This window comes from Propionispira raffinosivorans DSM 20765, from assembly GCF_000381065.1.
Taxonomy (GTDB): Bacteria; Bacillota; Negativicutes; order Selenomonadales; family Selenomonadaceae; genus Propionispira; species Propionispira raffinosivorans.
The window spans coordinates 102,464-121,395 of record NZ_KB905844.1 but is presented as its reverse complement, the minus strand read 5'-3'; the positions used below and the strand labels follow the sequence as shown (position 1 = coordinate 121,395).

General features: G+C 37.2%; 22 protein-coding genes. 1 reads left to right on the top strand and 21 read right to left on the bottom strand.

Annotated elements, in window-relative coordinates; translation table 11 throughout:
• Positions 1-44: 44 nt before the first annotated feature.
• The 7 genes from F606_RS0106580 to ylqF form a co-directional block, all read right to left on the bottom strand.
• Positions 45-902 carry a shikimate dehydrogenase gene (locus tag F606_RS0106580; RefSeq protein WP_019553087.1) on the bottom strand — a complete coding sequence of 286 codons (858 nt, stop codon included), beginning with the start codon at positions 900-902 and terminating at the stop codon, positions 45-47.
• A 123-nt stretch (positions 903-1,025) separates the two neighbouring features.
• Complete coding sequence (locus F606_RS0106575; RefSeq protein WP_019553086.1) at positions 1,026-1,586, bottom strand: UbiX family flavin prenyltransferase; 561 nt, start codon at positions 1,584-1,586, stop codon at positions 1,026-1,028.
• A gap of 24 nt (positions 1,587-1,610) precedes the next feature.
• Positions 1,611-1,973 (bottom strand): YraN family protein, encoded by a 363-nt coding sequence (locus tag F606_RS0106570; RefSeq protein ID WP_019553085.1) that lies wholly within the window; start codon positions 1,971-1,973, stop codon positions 1,611-1,613.
• A gap of 195 nt (positions 1,974-2,168) precedes the next feature.
• Positions 2,169-2,471 (bottom strand): EscU/YscU/HrcU family type III secretion system export apparatus switch protein, encoded by a 303-nt coding sequence (locus tag F606_RS0106565; protein ID WP_019553084.1) that lies wholly within the window; start codon positions 2,469-2,471, stop codon positions 2,169-2,171.
• Positions 2,472-2,473: 2 nt separating this feature from the next.
• Positions 2,474-4,702 carry a hypothetical protein gene (locus tag F606_RS0106560; protein ID WP_019553083.1) on the bottom strand — a complete coding sequence of 743 codons (2,229 nt, stop codon included), beginning with the start codon at positions 4,700-4,702 and terminating at the stop codon, positions 2,474-2,476.
• A 16-nt stretch (positions 4,703-4,718) separates the two neighbouring features.
• Positions 4,719-5,486, bottom strand: a complete 768-nt coding sequence (locus F606_RS0106555; RefSeq protein ID WP_019553082.1) for a ribonuclease HII — start codon at positions 5,484-5,486, stop codon at positions 4,719-4,721.
• A 303-nt stretch (positions 5,487-5,789) separates the two neighbouring features.
• The gene (gene ylqF, locus F606_RS0106550) at positions 5,790-6,680 is read right to left on the bottom strand and encodes a ribosome biogenesis GTPase YlqF (RefSeq protein WP_019553081.1); all 891 of its coding nucleotides are present in this window, start codon (positions 6,678-6,680) and stop codon (positions 5,790-5,792) included.
• A 278-nt stretch (positions 6,681-6,958) separates the two neighbouring features.
• Between ylqF and F606_RS0106545 the strand changes: the two genes are divergently transcribed.
• Entirely contained in the window at positions 6,959-7,159 is a 201-nt protein-coding gene (locus F606_RS0106545; protein WP_019553080.1) for a KTSC domain-containing protein, read from the top strand.
• Between the two features lie 98 nt (positions 7,160-7,257).
• Here the strand turns inward: F606_RS0106545 and lepB are convergent, their stop codons facing one another.
• From lepB to F606_RS0106475, 14 genes are all read right to left on the bottom strand, one after another.
• Positions 7,258-7,785 carry a signal peptidase I gene (gene lepB / locus F606_RS0106540; protein WP_019553079.1) on the bottom strand — a complete coding sequence of 176 codons (528 nt, stop codon included), beginning with the start codon at positions 7,783-7,785 and terminating at the stop codon, positions 7,258-7,260.
• A 63-nt stretch (positions 7,786-7,848) separates the two neighbouring features.
• Positions 7,849-8,190, bottom strand: a complete 342-nt coding sequence (gene rplS / locus F606_RS0106535) for a 50S ribosomal protein L19 (protein ID WP_019553078.1) — start codon at positions 8,188-8,190, stop codon at positions 7,849-7,851.
• 116 nt (positions 8,191-8,306) lie between these two features.
• Entirely contained in the window at positions 8,307-8,873 is a 567-nt protein-coding gene (locus F606_RS0106530) for an RNA methyltransferase (protein ID WP_019553077.1), read from the bottom strand.
• Between the two features lies 1 nt (position 8,874).
• The gene (trmD, locus tag F606_RS0106525; protein WP_019553076.1) at positions 8,875-9,621 is read right to left on the bottom strand and encodes a tRNA (guanosine(37)-N1)-methyltransferase TrmD; all 747 of its coding nucleotides are present in this window, start codon (positions 9,619-9,621) and stop codon (positions 8,875-8,877) included.
• A gap of 2 nt (positions 9,622-9,623) precedes the next feature.
• Positions 9,624-10,124 carry a ribosome maturation factor RimM gene (rimM, locus tag F606_RS0106520; protein ID WP_033368236.1) on the bottom strand — a complete coding sequence of 167 codons (501 nt, stop codon included), beginning with the start codon at positions 10,122-10,124 and terminating at the stop codon, positions 9,624-9,626.
• Between the two features lie 4 nt (positions 10,125-10,128).
• Complete coding sequence (locus F606_RS0106515) at positions 10,129-10,536, bottom strand: YlqD family protein (RefSeq protein ID WP_019553074.1); 408 nt, start codon at positions 10,534-10,536, stop codon at positions 10,129-10,131.
• Between the two features lie 118 nt (positions 10,537-10,654).
• Positions 10,655-10,882, bottom strand: a complete 228-nt coding sequence (locus F606_RS0106510; protein ID WP_019553073.1) for a KH domain-containing protein — start codon at positions 10,880-10,882, stop codon at positions 10,655-10,657.
• Positions 10,883-10,900: 18 nt separating this feature from the next.
• On the bottom strand, positions 10,901-11,176 hold the full coding sequence (gene rpsP, locus F606_RS0106505) for a 30S ribosomal protein S16 (RefSeq protein WP_019553072.1): 276 nt from the start codon (positions 11,174-11,176) through the stop codon (positions 10,901-10,903).
• Positions 11,177-11,219: 43 nt separating this feature from the next.
• On the bottom strand, positions 11,220-12,581 hold the full coding sequence (gene ffh, locus F606_RS0106500; protein WP_019553071.1) for a signal recognition particle protein: 1,362 nt from the start codon (positions 12,579-12,581) through the stop codon (positions 11,220-11,222).
• Position 12,582: 1 nt separating this feature from the next.
• Positions 12,583-12,939, bottom strand: a complete 357-nt coding sequence (gene ylxM, locus F606_RS0106495; protein ID WP_019553070.1) for a YlxM family DNA-binding protein — start codon at positions 12,937-12,939, stop codon at positions 12,583-12,585.
• A 92-nt stretch (positions 12,940-13,031) separates the two neighbouring features.
• Positions 13,032-13,949, bottom strand: a complete 918-nt coding sequence (gene ftsY / locus F606_RS0106490; RefSeq protein WP_019553069.1) for a signal recognition particle-docking protein FtsY — start codon at positions 13,947-13,949, stop codon at positions 13,032-13,034.
• Between the two features lie 16 nt (positions 13,950-13,965).
• On the bottom strand, positions 13,966-17,520 hold the full coding sequence (gene smc / locus F606_RS0106485; RefSeq protein ID WP_019553068.1) for a chromosome segregation protein SMC: 3,555 nt from the start codon (positions 17,518-17,520) through the stop codon (positions 13,966-13,968).
• 101 nt (positions 17,521-17,621) lie between these two features.
• On the bottom strand, positions 17,622-18,425 hold the full coding sequence (locus tag F606_RS0106480) for an MBL fold metallo-hydrolase (protein ID WP_019553067.1): 804 nt from the start codon (positions 18,423-18,425) through the stop codon (positions 17,622-17,624).
• A 74-nt stretch (positions 18,426-18,499) separates the two neighbouring features.
• Entirely contained in the window at positions 18,500-18,910 is a 411-nt protein-coding gene (locus tag F606_RS0106475; protein WP_019553066.1) for a winged helix-turn-helix transcriptional regulator, read from the bottom strand.
• Between the last annotated feature and the right edge of the window lie 22 nt (positions 18,911-18,932).

Sequence of the window (18,932 nt, the reverse complement as noted above, 5' to 3'; positions counted from 1 at the left end):
AAACATATATATAAGTTACATTTAGCCTATTAGTCTGCCAGGATTTAACCGAGGGCTTTTTGTAATTGTTCGGTCATAATCTGTGTATCAGGTCTTTGTTTCGTCCATAATTCAAATGCGGCGGCTCCTTGTTCTACTAACATCTGTTCACCATTTAGCGTCGGATTGCCGTGTTTTTTAGCCGCAGCTAAAAACTTGGTTTCCTGAGGCGTATAAATAATGTCATAAACAAATGTATCATTTTTTATATACTGCCAATTGACGGTCGGACTTTCATCTATTTTAGGATGCATACCCAAAGGCGTCGTATTAATCAATAAATCAACTGAATCTAATTTTTTCTGAAACACCGGATCTTCCCAGTGGAATAATTCAATATCGATAAATTTCTTAAATTCTTCAACTAGAGGTTTTACTTTTTCGATATTGCGAACACCAATGACAATTTGCTGAATTTTATTGGAAATCAAACCCCAAATAATGGCCCGAGCTGCACCACCAGCACCCAAAAGAGCAGCTTTTTTATGCTCAATCACAAAATTTTGTTTTTCTAATGCAACAATAAATCCGATGGAATCTGTATTATACCCAGCTAATTTCCCCTGCTCAATCACCACAGTATTGACAGCACCAATCATTCTGGCATTTTCATCGATTGTATCCAAAAGCGACATAATTTTGACTTTATGAGGAATCGTAACATTAAAGCCGCGAAACCCTAACGCAACAATTCCCGCAACTGCATTTGGTAAACATTCTGGCTGCACGGGCATAGCAATATAAGCATAATCCAGTCCAGCCTTCAATAATGCTGCATTTTGCATGACCGGGGAAAGGGAATGTTCTACTGGACAACCAATGAGTCCCAAATTTTTTGTCTTACCTGTATATAACAAATTCATCATCCTTACCTTTTTAGATACATTTACCTATGTGAACTACATATTTTTTTAATTGTCCTATAATAATAAAAACTTCGCTGCACAATTTTCAATTCCTGCACGAAATAAGCACATTTTTTATCTTTATTTTGCTCCTGTCCATCGTTCAAAAAGTGTATGTTCTATTCCCATAGAATCACAAATTTTTCCTACTAGCATATCAATAATATCCTCAAGGGTCTGCGGACGATGATAAAATCCCGGACAAGCTGGAATAATCCGAACGCCTAAACGTGACAATTTCAACATATTCTCCAAATGAATCGCATTAACAGGGGTTTCGCGGGGCACAATAATCAGCGGGCGGCTTTCTTTTAACGTAACATCTGCCGCTCGAGTCAATAAATTATCCGCTATACCATGTGCAATACTTCCCAACGTCTTCATTGAGCAAGGAACAATAACCATCGCATCATTTTTAAAAGATCCACTGGCGATTGATGCACCAATATTATCGACTTCATGTAATGCATCTACTTTTTTCGCAAAATCCACCTTAGAAATACCGCATTCATATTCCATGACTTGCAAGCCGCTTTTTGTCACAACAGCATGCACTTCGCAGTTTTTTTCTTTTAACACTTCAATGAGTCTAACTCCATAAATAGAGCCGCTTGCTCCCGTTATACCAACAATAACACGCATTTTAGACCTCGCTCACTTTCTGTTTCAACACACTTCAAATGCATTTTTTATCTGATGCACCCGATAATTTTCTGTATTTTCATAATAAACTTCAACCACATCAAATCGACAAGGTTGATCCAACATATTTTCTTGCTGCAAATACCACTGCGCCACTTTAATGATTTTTCTCTGCTTATAATAATTGACAGCTTCCGCTGCATTACCAAATTTCAAGCTGCGCCTTGTTTTTACTTCAACAAAAACAAGAACGTCTTTGTCTTTTACAATAAGATCAATTTCACCAATTTTAACTTTAAAATTTTTCACTAAAACAGAATACCCATTTCTATGTAAATAGGTTGCTGCAATCGCTTCTCCAAGTGCCCCCAAACATTTATTATCCATAAAAGCGCTTCCATTTCAAGCAATTTAATAAAAAAATCAAACTATCATAAGTTACATTAAATATTTTATATGGCAATCGTCAGGAATTTGGTATAGGCTTGAGTGGCGTTACGGAGGAATCAAACGATGCCCTGTACCAAATTCCCGACAGACTAATAGGCTAGATATCATTTATTTAATACATTATATATAACATTACAAATTAAAATCCTTCATTCTTTTTTGGTCCATTCGATATACATACGCTAAAACCTCAGCAACCATGGCATACAGATCTGGTGGAATTTCCTTATCAATTTCCAGTGCCATAAGCATTGCTGTTAACGTTTTATTCTTATAGACAGGCACAGCATTATTTTGCGCAGTAAGCAGAATGTTTTCTGCAACTTTCCCCTTACCTTTTGCAACAATTTTTGGTGCCGTATTTTCATCTTCCCTATATTGTAAGGCAACGGCTTTAATAGTTTCTTGTTTTTCACTTTTTTCATCATTGATCATAGTTATTCACCTATCGCCCGCACTTTAAAATCTTTTAAAACCAAAGGATAATTTTCAAAAGAAGCTTTCAGTTCTGGTATATATTGATTAAACGACTCTACCATGTCTGTATTTGAAAAAGACAGCCGCACATTTATATTTTCTTTTTCATACAATCGAAATACCATTTCTACCGCACCAATATTTTCAGTAAGAAGACAAAGCCTGAGCCATGTTTCTTTTTTTTCATTATTTGGACCATTCTCATTTTCAGACTGGTCATATATATGAACATAGGTTGGATAATTTTTTTGATTCTCACCTAAATACAACGGTGTCATAAATGCCATCGAACGATGATTTTCCGAAATTGAGTTTTCATTCCCCATGGATTTACGTAATAGCGAGGCAAAATCGTTCATATTTTTACTGGCATTTTTTAATTCATTCGCTTGCATATCCTTTAATTCACTCAAATCACAAAGTTGAACAAATGTCCATAATTTTGGTAATTCAGGCAGGTTTTGCTTGATTGCCGCCTGTGAAATAGATGTTGGTATGTTTTTTTCGCTGAGTTTCAGTAACAACTGTAACTGTTTTGCATCCTCTTCTGACATCATTTCTTGTTTTCCATTGAGAAAATTCTTCAATAAAGTGAAACTCTTCTCATCTAATGAAGACGTATTCATCAGCTGATTTGCTAAATTCTTCATTGTTTGCATCGTCTGTTCTGTATTTTCCAGCGGTGCTGCTAATAACTGACTCAAGGTTTGCGGATTCACAGCCGAACTTACTACGAATTGTCTCATCATCGTAGAATTGGCTTGACCAGGTAGAGACCCTGCAGAATTTTGTAGTTTGGTTTGCGTTTGCATCATTTCATTTTCATCGAATGCAGCCGTACCAGCATTTGTTAAAATCAGCTTTGTATCTGTTTTTGTGGCAAGTGTCTGATTTAATGTATCATTTGCCAAGGTTCTCGTCCCTGCATTTTGCTGCAAAGAAGAAGCCATTGCTTGTCCTTTCACTTGTGGATTGGCTCCAGCTTGATTATTTTGCTTGTTGGCTCCATTTTCTTGGTCCATTGATTCAGTTTCAGCTGATGTACCAGGACTTGATAAGGTTGCATCCGTTTTTGTGGTAAGTGGCTGATTTAATATATCATTTGCCAAGGTTTTCGTTCCTGCATTTTGCTGTAAAGAAGAAGCCATTGCTTGCCCTTTCATTTGTGGATTGGCTCCAGCTTGATTATTTTGTTTGTTGGCTCCATTTTCTTGATCCATCGATTCATTTAATGAATCTTCAATAGGCTCCTGCAGTGTCATCGTATTCAGTAAATTTTCATTTGCTGTACCAAAATTTTTCTGCATAGCATAAGTTGCCGAAGCCAAAGACTGTGTTGTTGTCTGCAAGGGATTTCTCAGGCTGCCTTCATTTGGCATTGATTGTTTTGTATTCGTCGCCGCCGTTTGATTTTCATTTTCCAAATTGCCTGTTCCTAATTTTTGCTGAGGTACATTCGTTGAAGCCGTGGCTGAGGGTGCATTAGTCTGTCCCATATTTTGCTGATTTTGCGATGCAGTATTTATCGATGAAGGAGTCGGCAAAAACATTTTAACCAATTGTTTCAAAAAGCCTAAACTTTCTGTTTCTGATTGCGGCAAAGCAGGCATAGAACTTTTGCTATTCCCTAGCAAAAGTTGTAATTGTGCAGGAAAATCTTCGACGGATTTCCCTTCTAACAATTGAAATGCCATTTTCATCAAATTTACGGAATTAAGTGTTTTTCCATTATTTCCATCTAACTGCGTTAGATTGCTTAAAAGTGTTTTCAAATCATCCGGTAAAACCTTCGCTTGATCCATTTCCGCCAGAGTGCCCATTTGATCTAAAATTTTTGCTACGCCATTCAATTGATCAAGCGTGAACCGTTGGCTTTGCAGCACACTGCCAAGGCCTTCTGATAAAGAAGAATCTACTGAAAAAGAATTTTGCAGCAAATTATTGATAAATTTCTGTAATTCAGCTGGCATTTTTTGTGTTCCATCTGCGGTCTCTGTTGCAGCTTTTGATAACACATTCAGCATATCCGCTACTGAATTTTCTATTGTTACATTCGTTTGTGGCTGAAACGGCGAACTTGCTTGATCACCCACTTTTTTATTACTGACTGTGCTATTATTTGAAATAGGTTGTGTCCGCTCTACAGGCGATATATTATTTACACCCGTAGCATTCGTTTCTATTGCCATAGTTATTCCTCCATACTTAACACTTCACAAGCGACTTCACTGGTTCAAAAGAGCGACGATGGATTGGGCAAGGACCGTATTTTTTAAGAGCCGCTACATGTTGGGCTGTTCCATATCCCTTGTGCTGCGCAAAACCATATTCAGGATACATTTTATCATATTCATCCATCATATGATCACGTTCTACTTTAGCCACAATCGATGCTGCTGCAATCGAAGCACTGATAGCATCTCCTTTTATCAAAGACAGTGATGGTATCTCTAGCTGTTCTAAAGGAACTGCATCAATCAAAACCTGCTGTGGTTTTGGCTTTAGTGATAAAATCGCATTATACATACCATTAATCGTTGCTTGATAAATATTAATCCGATCAATCGTTTTCTCATCCACAATTGATCTTTCAATAGCAATTGCTTCTTTTAGCAGTAATTCATAAATTGACTCTCTGACTTTCGCTGATATTTTTTTCGAATCATTTATTTTAGGAATATATAAACCGATCGGTAAAATAACAGAAGCTACAAATACAGGACCAGCTAAAGGTCCACGTCCAGCCTCATCTACACCAGCAATGTATTCAATGCCTTGCTTTTGGAATTGATATTCATATTTATATAAAGCATCGACTCGCTGTATTTCATTTTGCTCACGTTCCCATTTACGAAAAAGTCTCTGAACCGCACTGCGTGTATCATTTGTTAACGCTGTGATTGTTTCTGCCATTAAATCTTTTTGCTTAACTAATATCTCTATTTCTTTTATCGTCATTTTTTGAATATCCATTAATTAATTCTGCGCCCCATCTCATAATTCTTCTAAAAATATATTACATATATAGAACGCATTAAACATTTTATATGGCAATCGTCAAGAATGGGGTATAGGGCTCCGTGGCCTTACGTAGGAAGCAAACGATGCCCCCTATACCCCATTTTTGGCAGACTGATAGACTGGATGGAATTTCTTTAATGCGTTATATATAATCTGTATTCGATAGCAAAAGATTTGTTTCCTTGTAAAAAGTACTTTTATTTCTTCCGATTAAAAAAGCTGTCTACGATATTGTAAACAGCTTTTAGCAAAGGTTTAATGAACCTGCTGCGCATTGGGCTGATCCAAACTAATCAAACCAAGCTTGCCGGCACGAAATTCATTTATGATAATACGTCTACCTTTTTCATGATCGATAATACCACCTTTTAAAAGGAATCCACGTTTTTTACCAATCATCTCTAAAATTTCTGCCGATGTTTTTGGCAATTCACCGATTAATTTATAACGTTCTATGAGCCTTTCTGGATAATCTGCTGCCATCGTTTCTAAAAAAACACTCATTACCTTTTCCATATCATATGCTTCATCATTAATTGCTCCAGTAAAGGCGAGCTTTAACCCTACCGTCATATCTTCAAATTTCGGCCATAATATACCCGGTGTATCAAGTAAATCTAGATTTTTTCCTATTTTAATCCATTGCTTTGATTTTGTCACACCTGGTTTATCGGCGGTCCGTGTGACCGATGCACCAGCTAAACGATTAATCAAAGAAGATTTCCCTACATTCGGTATACCTAAAATCATAACACGTGCTGCTCTCGCATTCGCACCACGACTCACTAATTTTTCTGTTTTTACCCTTGCTAATTCTTCGGCCATCTTCACTAAAGTTTTCATACCAACACCGGTCATTGCATCAATAGAAACAGCTTGTACCTGCTGCTTTTTATACAAATCAATCCACGCCTTTGTCGTTGCTGGATCTGCCAGATCAGACTTATTTAAAGCCACTACACGCGGTTTTTCACCAATAAGTTCAAGAAGCATCGGATTAGCACTACTATAGGGAATGCGTGCATCAAGAAGTTCAATCACCACATCAACGAGTTTTAGATTTTCGGTAATTAAACGACGTGCTTTTGCCATATGCCCTGGAAACCAATGAACCGTTGGCAAATCATTTTTCATTTCTTCAGTCATCTTTTATTATCCTCCTGTGAACCATTGACAGTACTGGATTTCTCAATGGTTTCGCATTTTTATTTTTTTAATTTTCTTGTATTATCTTTTCCTGTATTATACAGTTTTAAAGTGAAATGGTAGACGGCGGTAGACAAAATGTAGACAAATCGCTTAACATCAAGCATATTCTTGATTATTTATTTATAAATATTATCTATTGTTTAATTGTTGTTTTTTGCGTATACTTACAGTATCAACATAATTTGTTGAAATGGTCTAGAAGGGAATGGTTTATAATGCAGAGACACACTGTATCATCTAGTCGAATAGATAGTGTTGGCTGGGAAAATAACGTCTTGGAAATTAAATTCCCAGGCGGATTACTATATCAATATGCAGATGTTTCTAAAGCGGAATATGATAATTTTCTTAATTCCGCGTCTTTAGGTTCTGCTCTTTCCCGTATTGAAATAATCCATCATTATCATCGAGTTTAGCTTATAAAAGTGGCTGTGGTTTTGGATGCAGCCACTTTTTTTGTTTCTATAAATAAAACGCCAGTATATAGGTTCTATATACTGGCGTTGTTGTCTAATTAAGATAATGTCTTTAAATGATCAAACGGCCAAAATACCATAACCGCTTTTCCTTTTATTAATTCAAACGGAACAAATCCAACATCAGAAAATCTGCTGTCTTCTGAATTATTTCGATTATCGCCCATAACGAAGATGTGACCATCCGGCACAGTCGATAATGGATAATCTCCCATTGTTTTACTTAAAATATAAGGTTCATTCATCAATTGTTGATTCACAAAAACTCTGCCTTCTTTTATCTCAATTGTATCGCCAGGTACAGCAATAACTCTCTTAATAAAATCGCGACTAGTGTCTTTTGGATATTGAAAAATCAAGACTTCGCCACGCTCAGGGGCTCTAAAGCGATAAATAAATTTATTTACCACCAAACGTTCCTGACTTAGTAAAGTAGGCCGCATGGAAGGTCCATCTACTAAATATAATTCAACAATAAAATATCGAATAAAAAACGCTAATATTACAGCAATAAGTATGGATATGATCCAGTCTTTAAGTTCTTCACCTAGCGACATATTACTCATAAACGCAAGCCTCCCTATAAAAACAAAGAATAGGGACTGGAAATACAGTCCCTATCATTACTACTAACGTCTTTCTTTAATACGAGCAGCTTTACCAGTAAGGCTACGAAGATAATAAAGTTTCGCGCGGCGTACAACACCTCTACGAATAACGTCGATTTTTTCAAGTCTTGGAGAATGTACAGGGAAAGTACGTTCAACACCAACACCATAAGATATACGTCTTACTGTAAATGTTTCACGAACGCCGGTACTCTGACGACCAATTACAACGCCTTCAAACATCTGAATACGTTCACGCGTACCTTCGACGACTTTTACATGTACACGTACACTGTCACCAGGTGCAAATTCAGGAATATCTGAGCGAAGTTGTTCTTGTTCTAAAGCTTGAATAATGTTCATTGATAATTTCCTCCTTAATTCAGACGTTCATGGTAAATCATATAATCATTACTCAGAGGACCGTCCACATACTTTTTCATTATATCATATATTAAAATTTGTTTCAAACACTTTTTTCATTTCCACCAGATTTCACCTAATAGGCGATCTAAAATAATCGCTGCAGCGGCACGAACTGGCAAATGATTATAATCAACAGCACCATAAATTGGAGTAAGAATAAAATCAAACTTTGCCATGGTCTCTTTTTCAATACCCCAGCCCGTACCAAATAGCAGTAAGCATGGCTGATCGTCCGCAGCTAGCTTATCTCGCAGCAACTGATATGATATCGTATTGGGATAGGTTCGTGCATCTGTTGTTACAACAAAAGGTCTCTGACCTTCTCGTTCTTGAATTTGTTGAATGGCGTCTTCAATCGTAGCAACCTGTTGCAAAATTGAAAATGCTTCCTTACGATCTTTATGATATTCGCTGCCATAACCAGTTTGCCAATAATCAATAACAGCCTGAGCCAGCTTTGCCTGTGCTTCATTTGGTTGAATAATAAAATATTTAACCATACCATAAGTCCGTGCAGTTCGTGCAATATCATGCAAATCATAATTGGTCAAAGAGGTCGTTACAACTTCCATATTGCGATTATAAATCGGATAATGTACCAAACCAATATACACCGTCATATTAGCTGCCCCTGCGTTCTGCTTTTATTTCAGCTAATAGTTTGAGGTCCGTCGAATCAAGTTCAATCTTTTCTAATAAATCAGGGCGTGCGTACAATGTTACACGCAAAGCCTCTCGGCGACGCCACAAATTAATTTTCGCATGATCCCCAGAAAGAAGAATATCTGGTACTGAAAGCCCATGATATTCTCGCGGACGAGTATATTGCGGACACTCTAAAAGCCCTGCATAAAACGAATCAGTTGGCGCTGACTCAGCTGAACCAAGCACGCCAGGCAGCATTCTAGACAATGCATCAACAATCACCATTGCGGGCAATTCACCACCAGTAAGAACATAATCACCAATGGAAATAGCTTCATCAACTAGATGACCCGTAATCCGAGCATCAAAACCTTCATAATGACCACAAACAAAAATCAACTGATCATAGCCCGCCAATTCTTTTGCTTTAGCTTGCGTAAAAGGCTGTCCACTCGGACACATCAATACGACGCGACGCTTGATAAATTCTGTATTTTCTTTAATATGCTTGACCGCACGAAAAAACGGTTCTGGTTTCAAAACCATACCGTTGCCGCCGCCAAAAGGAGCATCATCGACCTGCTGATGTTTGTCATAAGCAAATTGACGAGGATTTGTAATTTGTACATTTAAAAGATTGTTTTCAATTGCTCTTTTGGTAATGCTTTGACCAAAAGGACCCGCAAACATCTCAGGAAATAAAGAAATGATATCTATCTGCATAATTAATCCAACTCTTCTGGACGAATAATTTTCATTTTACCATTCACGAGATCAATCTCTGTTACAACCTTTTTAAGTGCTGGCACTAAAATCTGTTTTGCTTGCCCTTTTTGCGAAACAATATATACATCATTGCTGCCTGTTTTTAATATTTCCGTAATGTTTCCGACAAGCTCATTATTTTCATCGTACACAGACAAACCAATGATATCAAAAGAATAATACTCACCTGCAGAAAGCGGTGGGACTTCACTGCGTTTCACATGGATCAATTTTCCATTAAAAGGCGTGATATCATTCCGTTCATTGAATTGCTTAAATTTCATGATAATGAACTGTTTGTTGTATTTCATTGATTCCACCTCAAGTGTTGTGGAATCTTCCAAATAAACTTTTTTCAAAGACTCAAATCGATCGGGGAAATCAGACAGAGAAATAATACGAACATCACCCCGCACACCGTGCGGGGCACCAATCTTACCAATTACAATTAATTTTTCCATTGTTTTAGTTGCGGAAGGCAATGATTTTTCCATCTTCCACCAAAATTTCAGCATTCATAATTTGTGGCATTTCATCGCCAACTTTGATTTCAACAATTCTTTCCAATGTCCCCTGAACGATTTCCGCGCCAATTTCAAGCTGTCCACTTTCTTTTAACTGATCAACTAAATGATTTTTAAAATCAAGGCGCTTCTTAGTTTCCGCATCAATTTGTTGGCGAACTGCTTCCAATCCCTGCATATCCTGTTTTGCTTGTTCTGCCATGATACGCTTTGCCTGAAATTCAATCTGCTGCAATTCTAAATCTGTTTTCTTGATATTGTTTTGAATCTCACTCGCTAATTGTTTTTTTAAGTCTTCCGTAACTTTTGCCTTGATAGTTACAGGACATTTCAAAGTCATACTATCCATTATACGGTCACTCCCACTCTATTTTATGTAAATAATCTATCATTTTCCATCAAAATTTTTATAAAGAAACAGCGGCAATAATCCCTATTCTAAAAGAATGGATTCGTTGCCGCAGTTTTCAAACGATCTCAACAGTGACTTTTTTGTTTTCGCGAGTAGCCGCCGCTTTCACAACAGTCCGCATTGCTTTCGCAATGCGACCTTGTTTGCCGATGACTTTGCCCATATCATCCGGAGCAACATGTAATTCATATACAGTAATACTAGTATTATCTTTTTCTACTACTACTACCTGTTCCGGATTTTGTACTAATGATTTGGCGATAATTTCAACAATTTGTTTCATATCTATTATGCCTCTTTCTTAGTTCTTTGTGCGTTTTGCTTCATCAAATTTAGCCATGATACCTTCTTTTCTAAATAAAGACTTAACGGTATCAGTTGGTTGAGCACCTTTATTCATCCATTCAAGAGCTTTTTCTTCATCAATCTTAATAATTGCAGGTTCTTTAGTGGAATCATAATGTCCTAATATTTCAATAAAACGACCATCACGTGGTGAACGAGAATCAGCTACTACCACACGATAGAAAGGGTTCTTTTTCGCACCCATACGGTTTAAACGAATTTTAACTGCCATAAAAAAATTCACCTCCTTCTAAAAATAATAAATTCTATAAACTTTAATTCATAAACGGCATTTTAAAACCGCCTAGACCTTGTTTACCTTTACCTTTGGTCATTCCCTGCATCTTTTTCATCATCTTTTTAGCTTCAGAAAATTGTTTGATGAGTTTATTAACCTCTTGGACTTTTGTACCACTGCCTACAGCAATACGTTTACGTCGGCTGCCATTTATAATATTTACATCCCGACGTTCTTTCGGCGTCATGGAATAAATAATAGCTTCAATATGTTTTATTTCTTTACCATTCAAATCAAGATCTACATCGCCTAGCTTTTTCTTGATATTACCCATACCCGGAATCATACCAAGAATCTGATCTAACGATCCTAATTTACGAACCTGCTGCATCTGTGCTAAAAAATCATCTAAAGTAAATTCATCTTTACGGAATTTCTTTTCCATTTTTTTAGTTTCATCGGCATCAAACGTTGATTGTGCTTTTTCAATCAACGAAAGCATATCACCCATACCAAGAATTCGTGATGCCATACGGTCTGGATAAAATGGTTCAAGAGCTTCTAGCTTTTCGCCCATACCGACAAATTTAATTGGGCAGCCTGTTACTGCCTTAACAGATAATGCCGCACCACCGCGGGCATCACCATCTAATTTGGTGAGGATTACACCATCTAAGCCTAAATCAGCATTAAAACTTTCCGCAACATTAACTGCATCCTGCCCCGTCATAGCATCAACTACAAGTAAAATTTCATGTGGTTTGACGTGTTGCTTAATTGATTTTAATTCCTGCATCAATTCTTCATTGATATGCAAGCGACCGGCTGTATCTATAATTACAATATCATTGATATGTGAGTTTGCTTGTTCCATCGCTTTTTCAGTGATTGTCACAACATCCGTGCCTTCCGGCATTGCAAAAACTGGAATATCAAGCTGTTCGCCTAATACTTGCAGTTGCTTGATTGCTGCCGGACGATAAATATCCGCTGCCACTAAAAGAGGCCTTTTGCCTTGCTTTTTCATTGCTAAACCAAGTTTTCCTGCCGATGTTGTTTTCCCTGCGCCTTGCAGACCAACTAACATGATAACCGTTGGCGGTTTAGATGCAATCATAATTCGGCTTTGTGTGCCACCCATTAAAGCCGTTAATTCTTCATTAACAATCTTTATGACAACTTGCGCCGGTGTCAATGTTTCTAAAACATCTTGACCAATTGCACGTTCTTTTACTTTTGCAACAAATTCTTTTACAACTTTAAAGTTAACATCTGCTTCTAAAAGTGCCATACGCACTTCACGCATTGCTTCATTAACATCAGCTTCTGTTAACTTGCCATGACCGCGTAACTTCTTAAAAGTCTCTTGGAGACGATCCGCTAAACCTTCAAAAATCATTTCATGCCTCCTTAACCTTACCAATTAGGCTGGAAAGCCTTTTCAATATATCATTTATTTCTGTTTTATTATCTAAACCCCGAAGTTTCTCTACCGATTCTGAAATCGATTGCAACTCCAAGCGTTCTTCTTTATATCTTGCGACTAAACCCAGCTTTATTTCATAATCATTCAAAGACTGCTCTGAACGATGGATAATATCATAAATAGCTTGCCTCGATATTCCCAGTTCATTTGCAATTTCTGATAAAGACAAGTCATCAAAAAAATGCATTTCCAGGCAACGTTGTTGCTTCTCTGTAAGTAAAGCCCCGTAAAAATCAAACAATGCACTCATGTGCAAAAGTTTTTCCAGCACGTCGGATCACCCTGACTACTACATTTATTCTGCCAAGTAAATTCACTTGACTTTGCTATTATACAGAACTTATTTATTATTGTCAAGCTTTTTTACTTGTCGGAGAATAAAGCTTTCGCAAAGTCTTCTGAGTTAAATGGTCTCAAATCATCTACCGCTTCACCGATGCCAATCCACTTCACTGGCATTTTTAGTTCGGCTTTGATGCCAACAACAACGCCGCCTTTTGCCGTACCATCCAATTTCGTCAATACTACACCAGAAATTGGTGCCGACTGTGAAAAAACATCGGCCTGATTAATCGCATTTTGCCCCGTTGTTGCATCTAGCACAAGCAATGTTTCGTGGGGAGCTTCGGGAATTTCGCGTTGAATGACCCGATTTATTTTTTTCAATTCTTCCATTAAATTTGATTTTGTATGCAAACGACCAGCTGTATCAATAATGAGCACATCGATATTTCTGGCTTTTGCCGCTTTCACTGCATCAAAAGCAACTGATGCAGGGTCTGATCCTTCATCATGTTTAATTACAGTTGCCCCGATACGGCTGCCCCAAATTTCCAGCTGATCAATCGCCGCAGCGCGAAATGTATCCGCGGCAGCCAGCATAACGGTTTTGCCTTGTTCCTTATAGTAATTTCCTAACTTACCAATGGTTGTCGTCTTACCGACTCCATTAACACCAATAACCAGAATAACCGTAGGTGGATTCACGGCTAGTGTACTTGCATCCGACCCGGCCATTAAAAGCGCACTGATTTTTTCCTCTAGGAACGGTCGTAAATCTTCTGGTGTATTAATTTCTTTCTTTTTGATGCCGCGGTGAACCTCTTCCATTAACAGAGTTGATGTCTTTACCCCAACATCTGCTGAAATCAAAGCTTCTTCCAACTCATCGAGTAAATCATCGTCTATTTTTGCGTAACCCACAACAATTTGTTCAATTTTTTCTGTAAACGATTTACGTGTTTTTTCTAACCCTTTTTTTAATTTATCAAAAAATCCCATAATTTTCCTCCAAAATTTATTTCAACGCTTCTTCCAGCCTTACGGAAACAAGTCTCGAAACACCTGCATCTTCAACGGTTACTCCATACATGATATCCGCGGCCTCCATCGTTCCTTTACGATGTGTTACAACAATAAATTGTGTTTTTAGAGCATATTCTTTCAAAAAAGCACTAAATCGATCCACGTTCGCCTCGTCAAGCGGTGCATCAATTTCATCGACTACACTAAATGGTGCCGGACGATATTGTAAAAAGGAGAACAGCAGAGCAATAACCGTAAGTGCCCGTTCACCCCCTGATAAGACTGCAAGATTTTGCAGTTTTTTATCGGGAGGCTGAACAGCAATTTCCACCCCGGCTTCCAATACATTTTGTGTATCGGTAAGTTCCAATTTAGCTTGACCGCCACCAAACAATTTTACAAAAATCTCGCTGAAGTACAGGCTGATTTGGGCAAAAGCTTCTGAAAACTGTTTGGACATTGTAATATCCATATCACGAATAATACCCGCCAAATACTCTTTTGCGACACTAAGATCCGTTAACTGCTTTTGCATGAATGTATACCTTGTATTGAGATTTTCATATTCCGTTATCGCGTTAGGATTGATCGGTCCTAATTCTTCCATTTCTTTTTCCAGTAAACGAATTTTTTTACCAAGTGATGTATTCGTCTCATCGAGTCTATATGTTTGTGCCTGTTCAATCGATAAATGGTACTCACCCTCGAATATTTCAAGACATTGCTGCCGTTCAAATTCAGATTTTGTTTGTAACAGTTCCGTTTGATGAATTTTATTTTGTAAGTCATTTTGTTGTTTATTCGCATCTTTTATTTCGCGATCATTACTTTGAATTGACACCATTTTTTCCATTTTAACTTGATAAAAATTATCATAATCTTTCGTGCCAATCTCACGGAGTGTAACGAGCTGTACATTTTTCTTCGTCAATTCCGTTAATTCTCGCTGCGTTGCAGAAGTCACCTGATGCAGTGACTCTTGTTCTTGTTTGATTTTTAGTAAATCGCTGTTATACCGATCCATAGTCTGCTGCATATTAGTTCGAAGTTCATGATGGCGGATTAATTCCTGCTCAACGACAGTTTGTTCTATTTTACTATTCACAGAAATCTGTCGAAGTGCTTCTTGTTCTTTTTTTAATTGTACAAGCTGATTTGCTGTCGTTTCATCTTGGCCTTTTTGTTGATTATCTGTATGCTGCATATATTCAATTTCAGCTTTAACATCTGTCATCTGCTGTTTGATACGAATTTCTTTTGCCTGTAACGTATCACCTAGTTCCTGTAAAGAATGCAGCTTAGTTTTCTTATCGGCTAATTCCAGCGTCGCTTTTTCAATATAAATTTTCAGTTCCGCCTGTTGTACTGTCAAGAGGTGCTCTTGTTTACTAGCAGTTTGAGCTTGCATTTCCAATTCTCGCAGACTATTTTCCTGTAAAATCTTTTTTTGATTCAATTCTATAAGTTCACGCTGCTTGCTTGCGATTTCCTGATGGAAGGCTGCAATTTCGCCACTACGATTTAAGAAACTGACCTCACGCCGACCCGTACTACCGCCAGAAATAGATCCGCCGGGATTGATGAGTTCACCTGCCAGCGTGACAATTCGCGCTTTAAAGCCTTGCTTTTTCGCCAATTCAACTGCATGTTCAATCGTATCAACTACTAATGTCCTAGCAAGTAAAAAATCAACGATTTTTTTATATTTCACATCGGTGGAAACAAGTTCGTTTGCATAACCAATAAAACCTGGTGCCGTATGCAGACTGCCATCATCAAATGATTTACGAACAACAATTGTATTCAAAGGTAAAAAGGTTACACGCCCTAGTTTCTCGCGTTTTAAAAAATTAATTGCTGCTTTTGCTGTCATATCATGATCGGTAACGATATTTTGCAGACTGCCGCCTAAAGCAATTTCAATTGCTGTAATATAATCCGATTGAACATCAATGAGTTCAACTACAGCACCGCAAATACCAGCCTGCCATTTTTCATTGCTTTTTAACACACTTTTTGTAGCACGACCAAAGCCTTCGTATTCTTTCTGCATATTCGCCAAAAATTCAACTTTTGATTGAGCCGCATTAAGTCCTTGCTGCAATTTCCGTTGTTTTTCATCCATTTCATGCTGCTCAATGCCAGCCGCTGCAAGGTTTTTTTCTACCAACATTTTTTCATGCTGTGCTTTCATCATGTTATCAAACAAAACTTGTACCTGCGTATTTAAATCTGTTAAAATTACCTGATTATCCGTCATCTTTTGTTGTTCATTCACAACTTCTTCATTTCGTTGAAGCAATTGTACTTGAAGTTCTTTTATATCATGCTCTAAAAGAAGCAAATCATTGCGCCGATTCGTTAATTTTTGGACTTGTTCCAACGATTTTTCCTGAATCATTTTTATTGCCAGTTCAATTTCAGAAATTTGTCCCTGCAGTATTTCTTCACGGACCGATTCCTCTTGAATCTGTAAAACAATTCGTTTAGCTTTTTCTTCAAATTGTTCTATATTTTTCTGTGATTCAAAAAGTTGGTCTGACATTTCCAGCTTATTTTTCTCCAATTCGACTTGATTGGTCTGTAATCGTTGACTTGTTTCATGGCTTCGTTCTAATCGTTCCTTACATATAGCCATATCACTATTGTTTTTTTCAATCGCAGTAGCGAGTTCACTATTTTTAACCGAAAGTATTTGCAGTGATTTCTCTACTTGGGTTAATTCATTATTTAACTGTTCCTTTGTGACCTCTAATAAATTAACTCTCACTTCACTTGCCTGACTCGATTGCTGCAATTCAAAAATTTGCTTCTTATTCATTTCAAAATCATGATTATACTGTTCATACCGATTTAATAATACGGTTAATTTTGATTTTTTATATTCTTCATTTAATACATTATACTGTTTTGTTTTTTCTGCATATTCAGCCAGTGGCCCTAACTGATGTTCAATTTCATGAATAATATCCATAACACGCAGCAGATTCTGCTGTGTATCATCTAGTTTGCGTAAGGATTCTTTCTTTCGATTACGATACTTGGTAATGCCTGCTGTTTCTTCGAATAAAAGTCGTCGTTCTTCTGGTTTACTATTTAAAACCTGATCAATTTTATTTTGGCTGATGACGCTGATCGCATCACGCCCTAATCCCGTATCGGCAAAAAGATCATAGATGTCTTTTAAACGACAGCGTGCTTTATTAATATAATATTCACTTTCACCGGATCGGTACAGACGGCGTGTTATGACAACTTCATTAAAATCGACCGACAACTGTCCATCACTATTATCAAAGGTCAGGGAGACTTCAGCTAAACCTAATGCTCTCCTAGTAGAGCTTCCTGTAAAAATAATATCTTCCGCTTTTGCCCCACGTAGATTTCGTACATTTTGCTCACCCAAAACCCAGCGAATTGCATCTGTAATATTGCTTTTTCCGCTGCCATTTGGACCGACAATTGCCGTAATTCCTTTATCAAATTCAATTTCCAGCTTATCAGCAAACGATTTGAAGCCATACGCTTCTAATTTACGTAATTGCAATCTATTCACCAACCTAATATTATTGCTATTATAGAAATAAATTTTTTCAGTCATTCTATACCTTAAAATAAACCTCAAATTTATTGTATCACAAACAAGCTTTATAAAACAATTACAGCCAAATCATCCGGTACATAGATCTGCCCCTTATAATACGCTGCACCTTCCTTTGTATAAGAATACTGACGATTTTTCATGTTTTTATCTTCGGTATGATAAAGCACCAGATTCTTTGCTTTAAGTAGTTCCGCTGTCTCACAAGCTTCTTTTACAGTACTATGATTTTTTTCATATGGCTTGAAAACATCACGATCCGCATAAAGACAAAACGCTTCTGATAAAAGCCATTCGCTGTTTTCAACATAATCCTGACAGCGTTCATTAAATGGTTCATCACCCAGACAGGAAAACCGTTTCCCACTTGGCAAAACTGCTGTAAACCCAAATTGCTTTGCTTTTATCGATGCAATATCAAAAAATGTCATTTTCATAGCCAATATCGATAAAGATTGACCATCTTGCACTTCTTTAAAGAAAATACGCTGTCCTAATTGCTGTATATCCTTCTTTTTCAAAGTTAATTTGGTGATGGTGGTTATGATATCGATTAATTCCCTGTGACAATATATCGTAAAATTCCCCTGATATTTATTTTGGTTCATGAGAGTTGCTATTTTTCGAATGACCCAGATTACTCCAAGCACATGATCGGTATGACTATGTGTCACAAACATATGGTGAATATTTTTACAGGGAATATTTGTTTGTTCCAATTGGCGCAAAATACCATTGCCACCCCCCGCATCTACTAAAAAATATTCTTCGGATAAATGTATGGCAAAACACGTATTAAAACAATTTGTCACCATAGCCGAACCAGTTCCCAGCATAATTAATTCTTCCATCTCTCAAATCACCTTTTCATTTCATAATTATATAAGTTTCATTAAATATTTTATATGGCAATCGTCAGAAAACATTATTGGCATGGTTTTTCAACAATTTTTTGATGTTCCGCTGCCGTTTCATACAAGCCTGCTTCCAGATAACTTGACCCAAACTGATGCATCATTTCTAAAATAGGAATCATCTTTCTGCCATTATCCGTCAGACCATATTCAACTTTTGGTGGAATGACCGGATACACTTTACGAAAAATAAGTTTATCTTCCTCTAAACTTCTAAGCTGCAAGGTCAGCATCCTTTGCGTAATATCGGGCAAGCGCCTTTTTATATCACTAAAACGAAGCACTTTATAGCTTAAATACCAAAGAATAATCAATTTTCGTTTCCCTGATAAAAGATGTTGTACTAAATCCATTGGACAAATCGCATATTGGACACAAGTATCTTTCATATGACATTCTTCATGTTTTTTAATTTCTTTCACAAATACCCCTCCTTTACAGTAT

Coding starts and splice junctions, on each gene's coding strand:
- rpsP (WP_019553072.1), bottom strand. CDS start 11,176: ATGGCAGTTAAAATTCGTTTAAACCGTATGGGTGCGAAAAAGAACCCT.
- lepB (WP_019553079.1), bottom strand. CDS start 7,785: ATGAGTAATATGTCGCTAGGTGAAGAACTTAAAGACTGGATCATATCC.
- rplS (WP_019553078.1), bottom strand. CDS start 8,190: ATGAACATTATTCAAGCTTTAGAACAAGAACAACTTCGCTCAGATATT.
- F606_RS0106560 (WP_019553083.1), bottom strand. CDS start 4,702: ATGGCAATAGAAACGAATGCTACGGGTGTAAATAATATATCGCCTGTA.
- F606_RS0106480 (WP_019553067.1), bottom strand. CDS start 18,425: ATGGAAGAATTAATTATGCTGGGAACTGGTTCGGCTATGGTGACAAAT.
- F606_RS0106565 (WP_019553084.1), bottom strand. CDS start 2,471: ATGATCAATGATGAAAAAAGTGAAAAACAAGAAACTATTAAAGCCGTT.
- F606_RS0106515 (WP_019553074.1), bottom strand. CDS start 10,536: ATGGATAGTATGACTTTGAAATGTCCTGTAACTATCAAGGCAAAAGTT.
- ftsY (WP_019553069.1), bottom strand. CDS start 13,949: ATGGGATTTTTTGATAAATTAAAAAAAGGGTTAGAAAAAACACGTAAA.
- F606_RS0106555 (WP_019553082.1), bottom strand. CDS start 5,486: ATGGATATTCAAAAAATGACGATAAAAGAAATAGAGATATTAGTTAAG.
- F606_RS0106510 (WP_019553073.1), bottom strand. CDS start 10,882: ATGAAACAAATTGTTGAAATTATCGCCAAATCATTAGTACAAAATCCG.
- F606_RS0106530 (WP_019553077.1), bottom strand. CDS start 8,873: ATGACGGTGTATATTGGTTTGGTACATTATCCGATTTATAATCGCAAT.
- F606_RS0106545 (WP_019553080.1), top strand. CDS start 6,959: ATGCAGAGACACACTGTATCATCTAGTCGAATAGATAGTGTTGGCTGG.
- trmD (WP_019553076.1), bottom strand. CDS start 9,621: ATGCAGATAGATATCATTTCTTTATTTCCTGAGATGTTTGCGGGTCCT.
- F606_RS0106575 (WP_019553086.1), bottom strand. CDS start 1,586: ATGCGTGTTATTGTTGGTATAACGGGAGCAAGCGGCTCTATTTATGGA.
- ylqF (WP_019553081.1), bottom strand. CDS start 6,680: ATGACTGAAGAAATGAAAAATGATTTGCCAACGGTTCATTGGTTTCCA.
- F606_RS0106580 (WP_019553087.1), bottom strand. CDS start 902: ATGAATTTGTTATATACAGGTAAGACAAAAAATTTGGGACTCATTGGT.
- rimM (WP_033368236.1), bottom strand. CDS start 10,124: ATGGAAAAATTAATTGTAATTGGTAAGATTGGTGCCCCGCACGGTGTG.
- F606_RS0106570 (WP_019553085.1), bottom strand. CDS start 1,973: ATGGATAATAAATGTTTGGGGGCACTTGGAGAAGCGATTGCAGCAACC.
- ffh (WP_019553071.1), bottom strand. CDS start 12,581: ATGATTTTTGAAGGTTTAGCGGATCGTCTCCAAGAGACTTTTAAGAAG.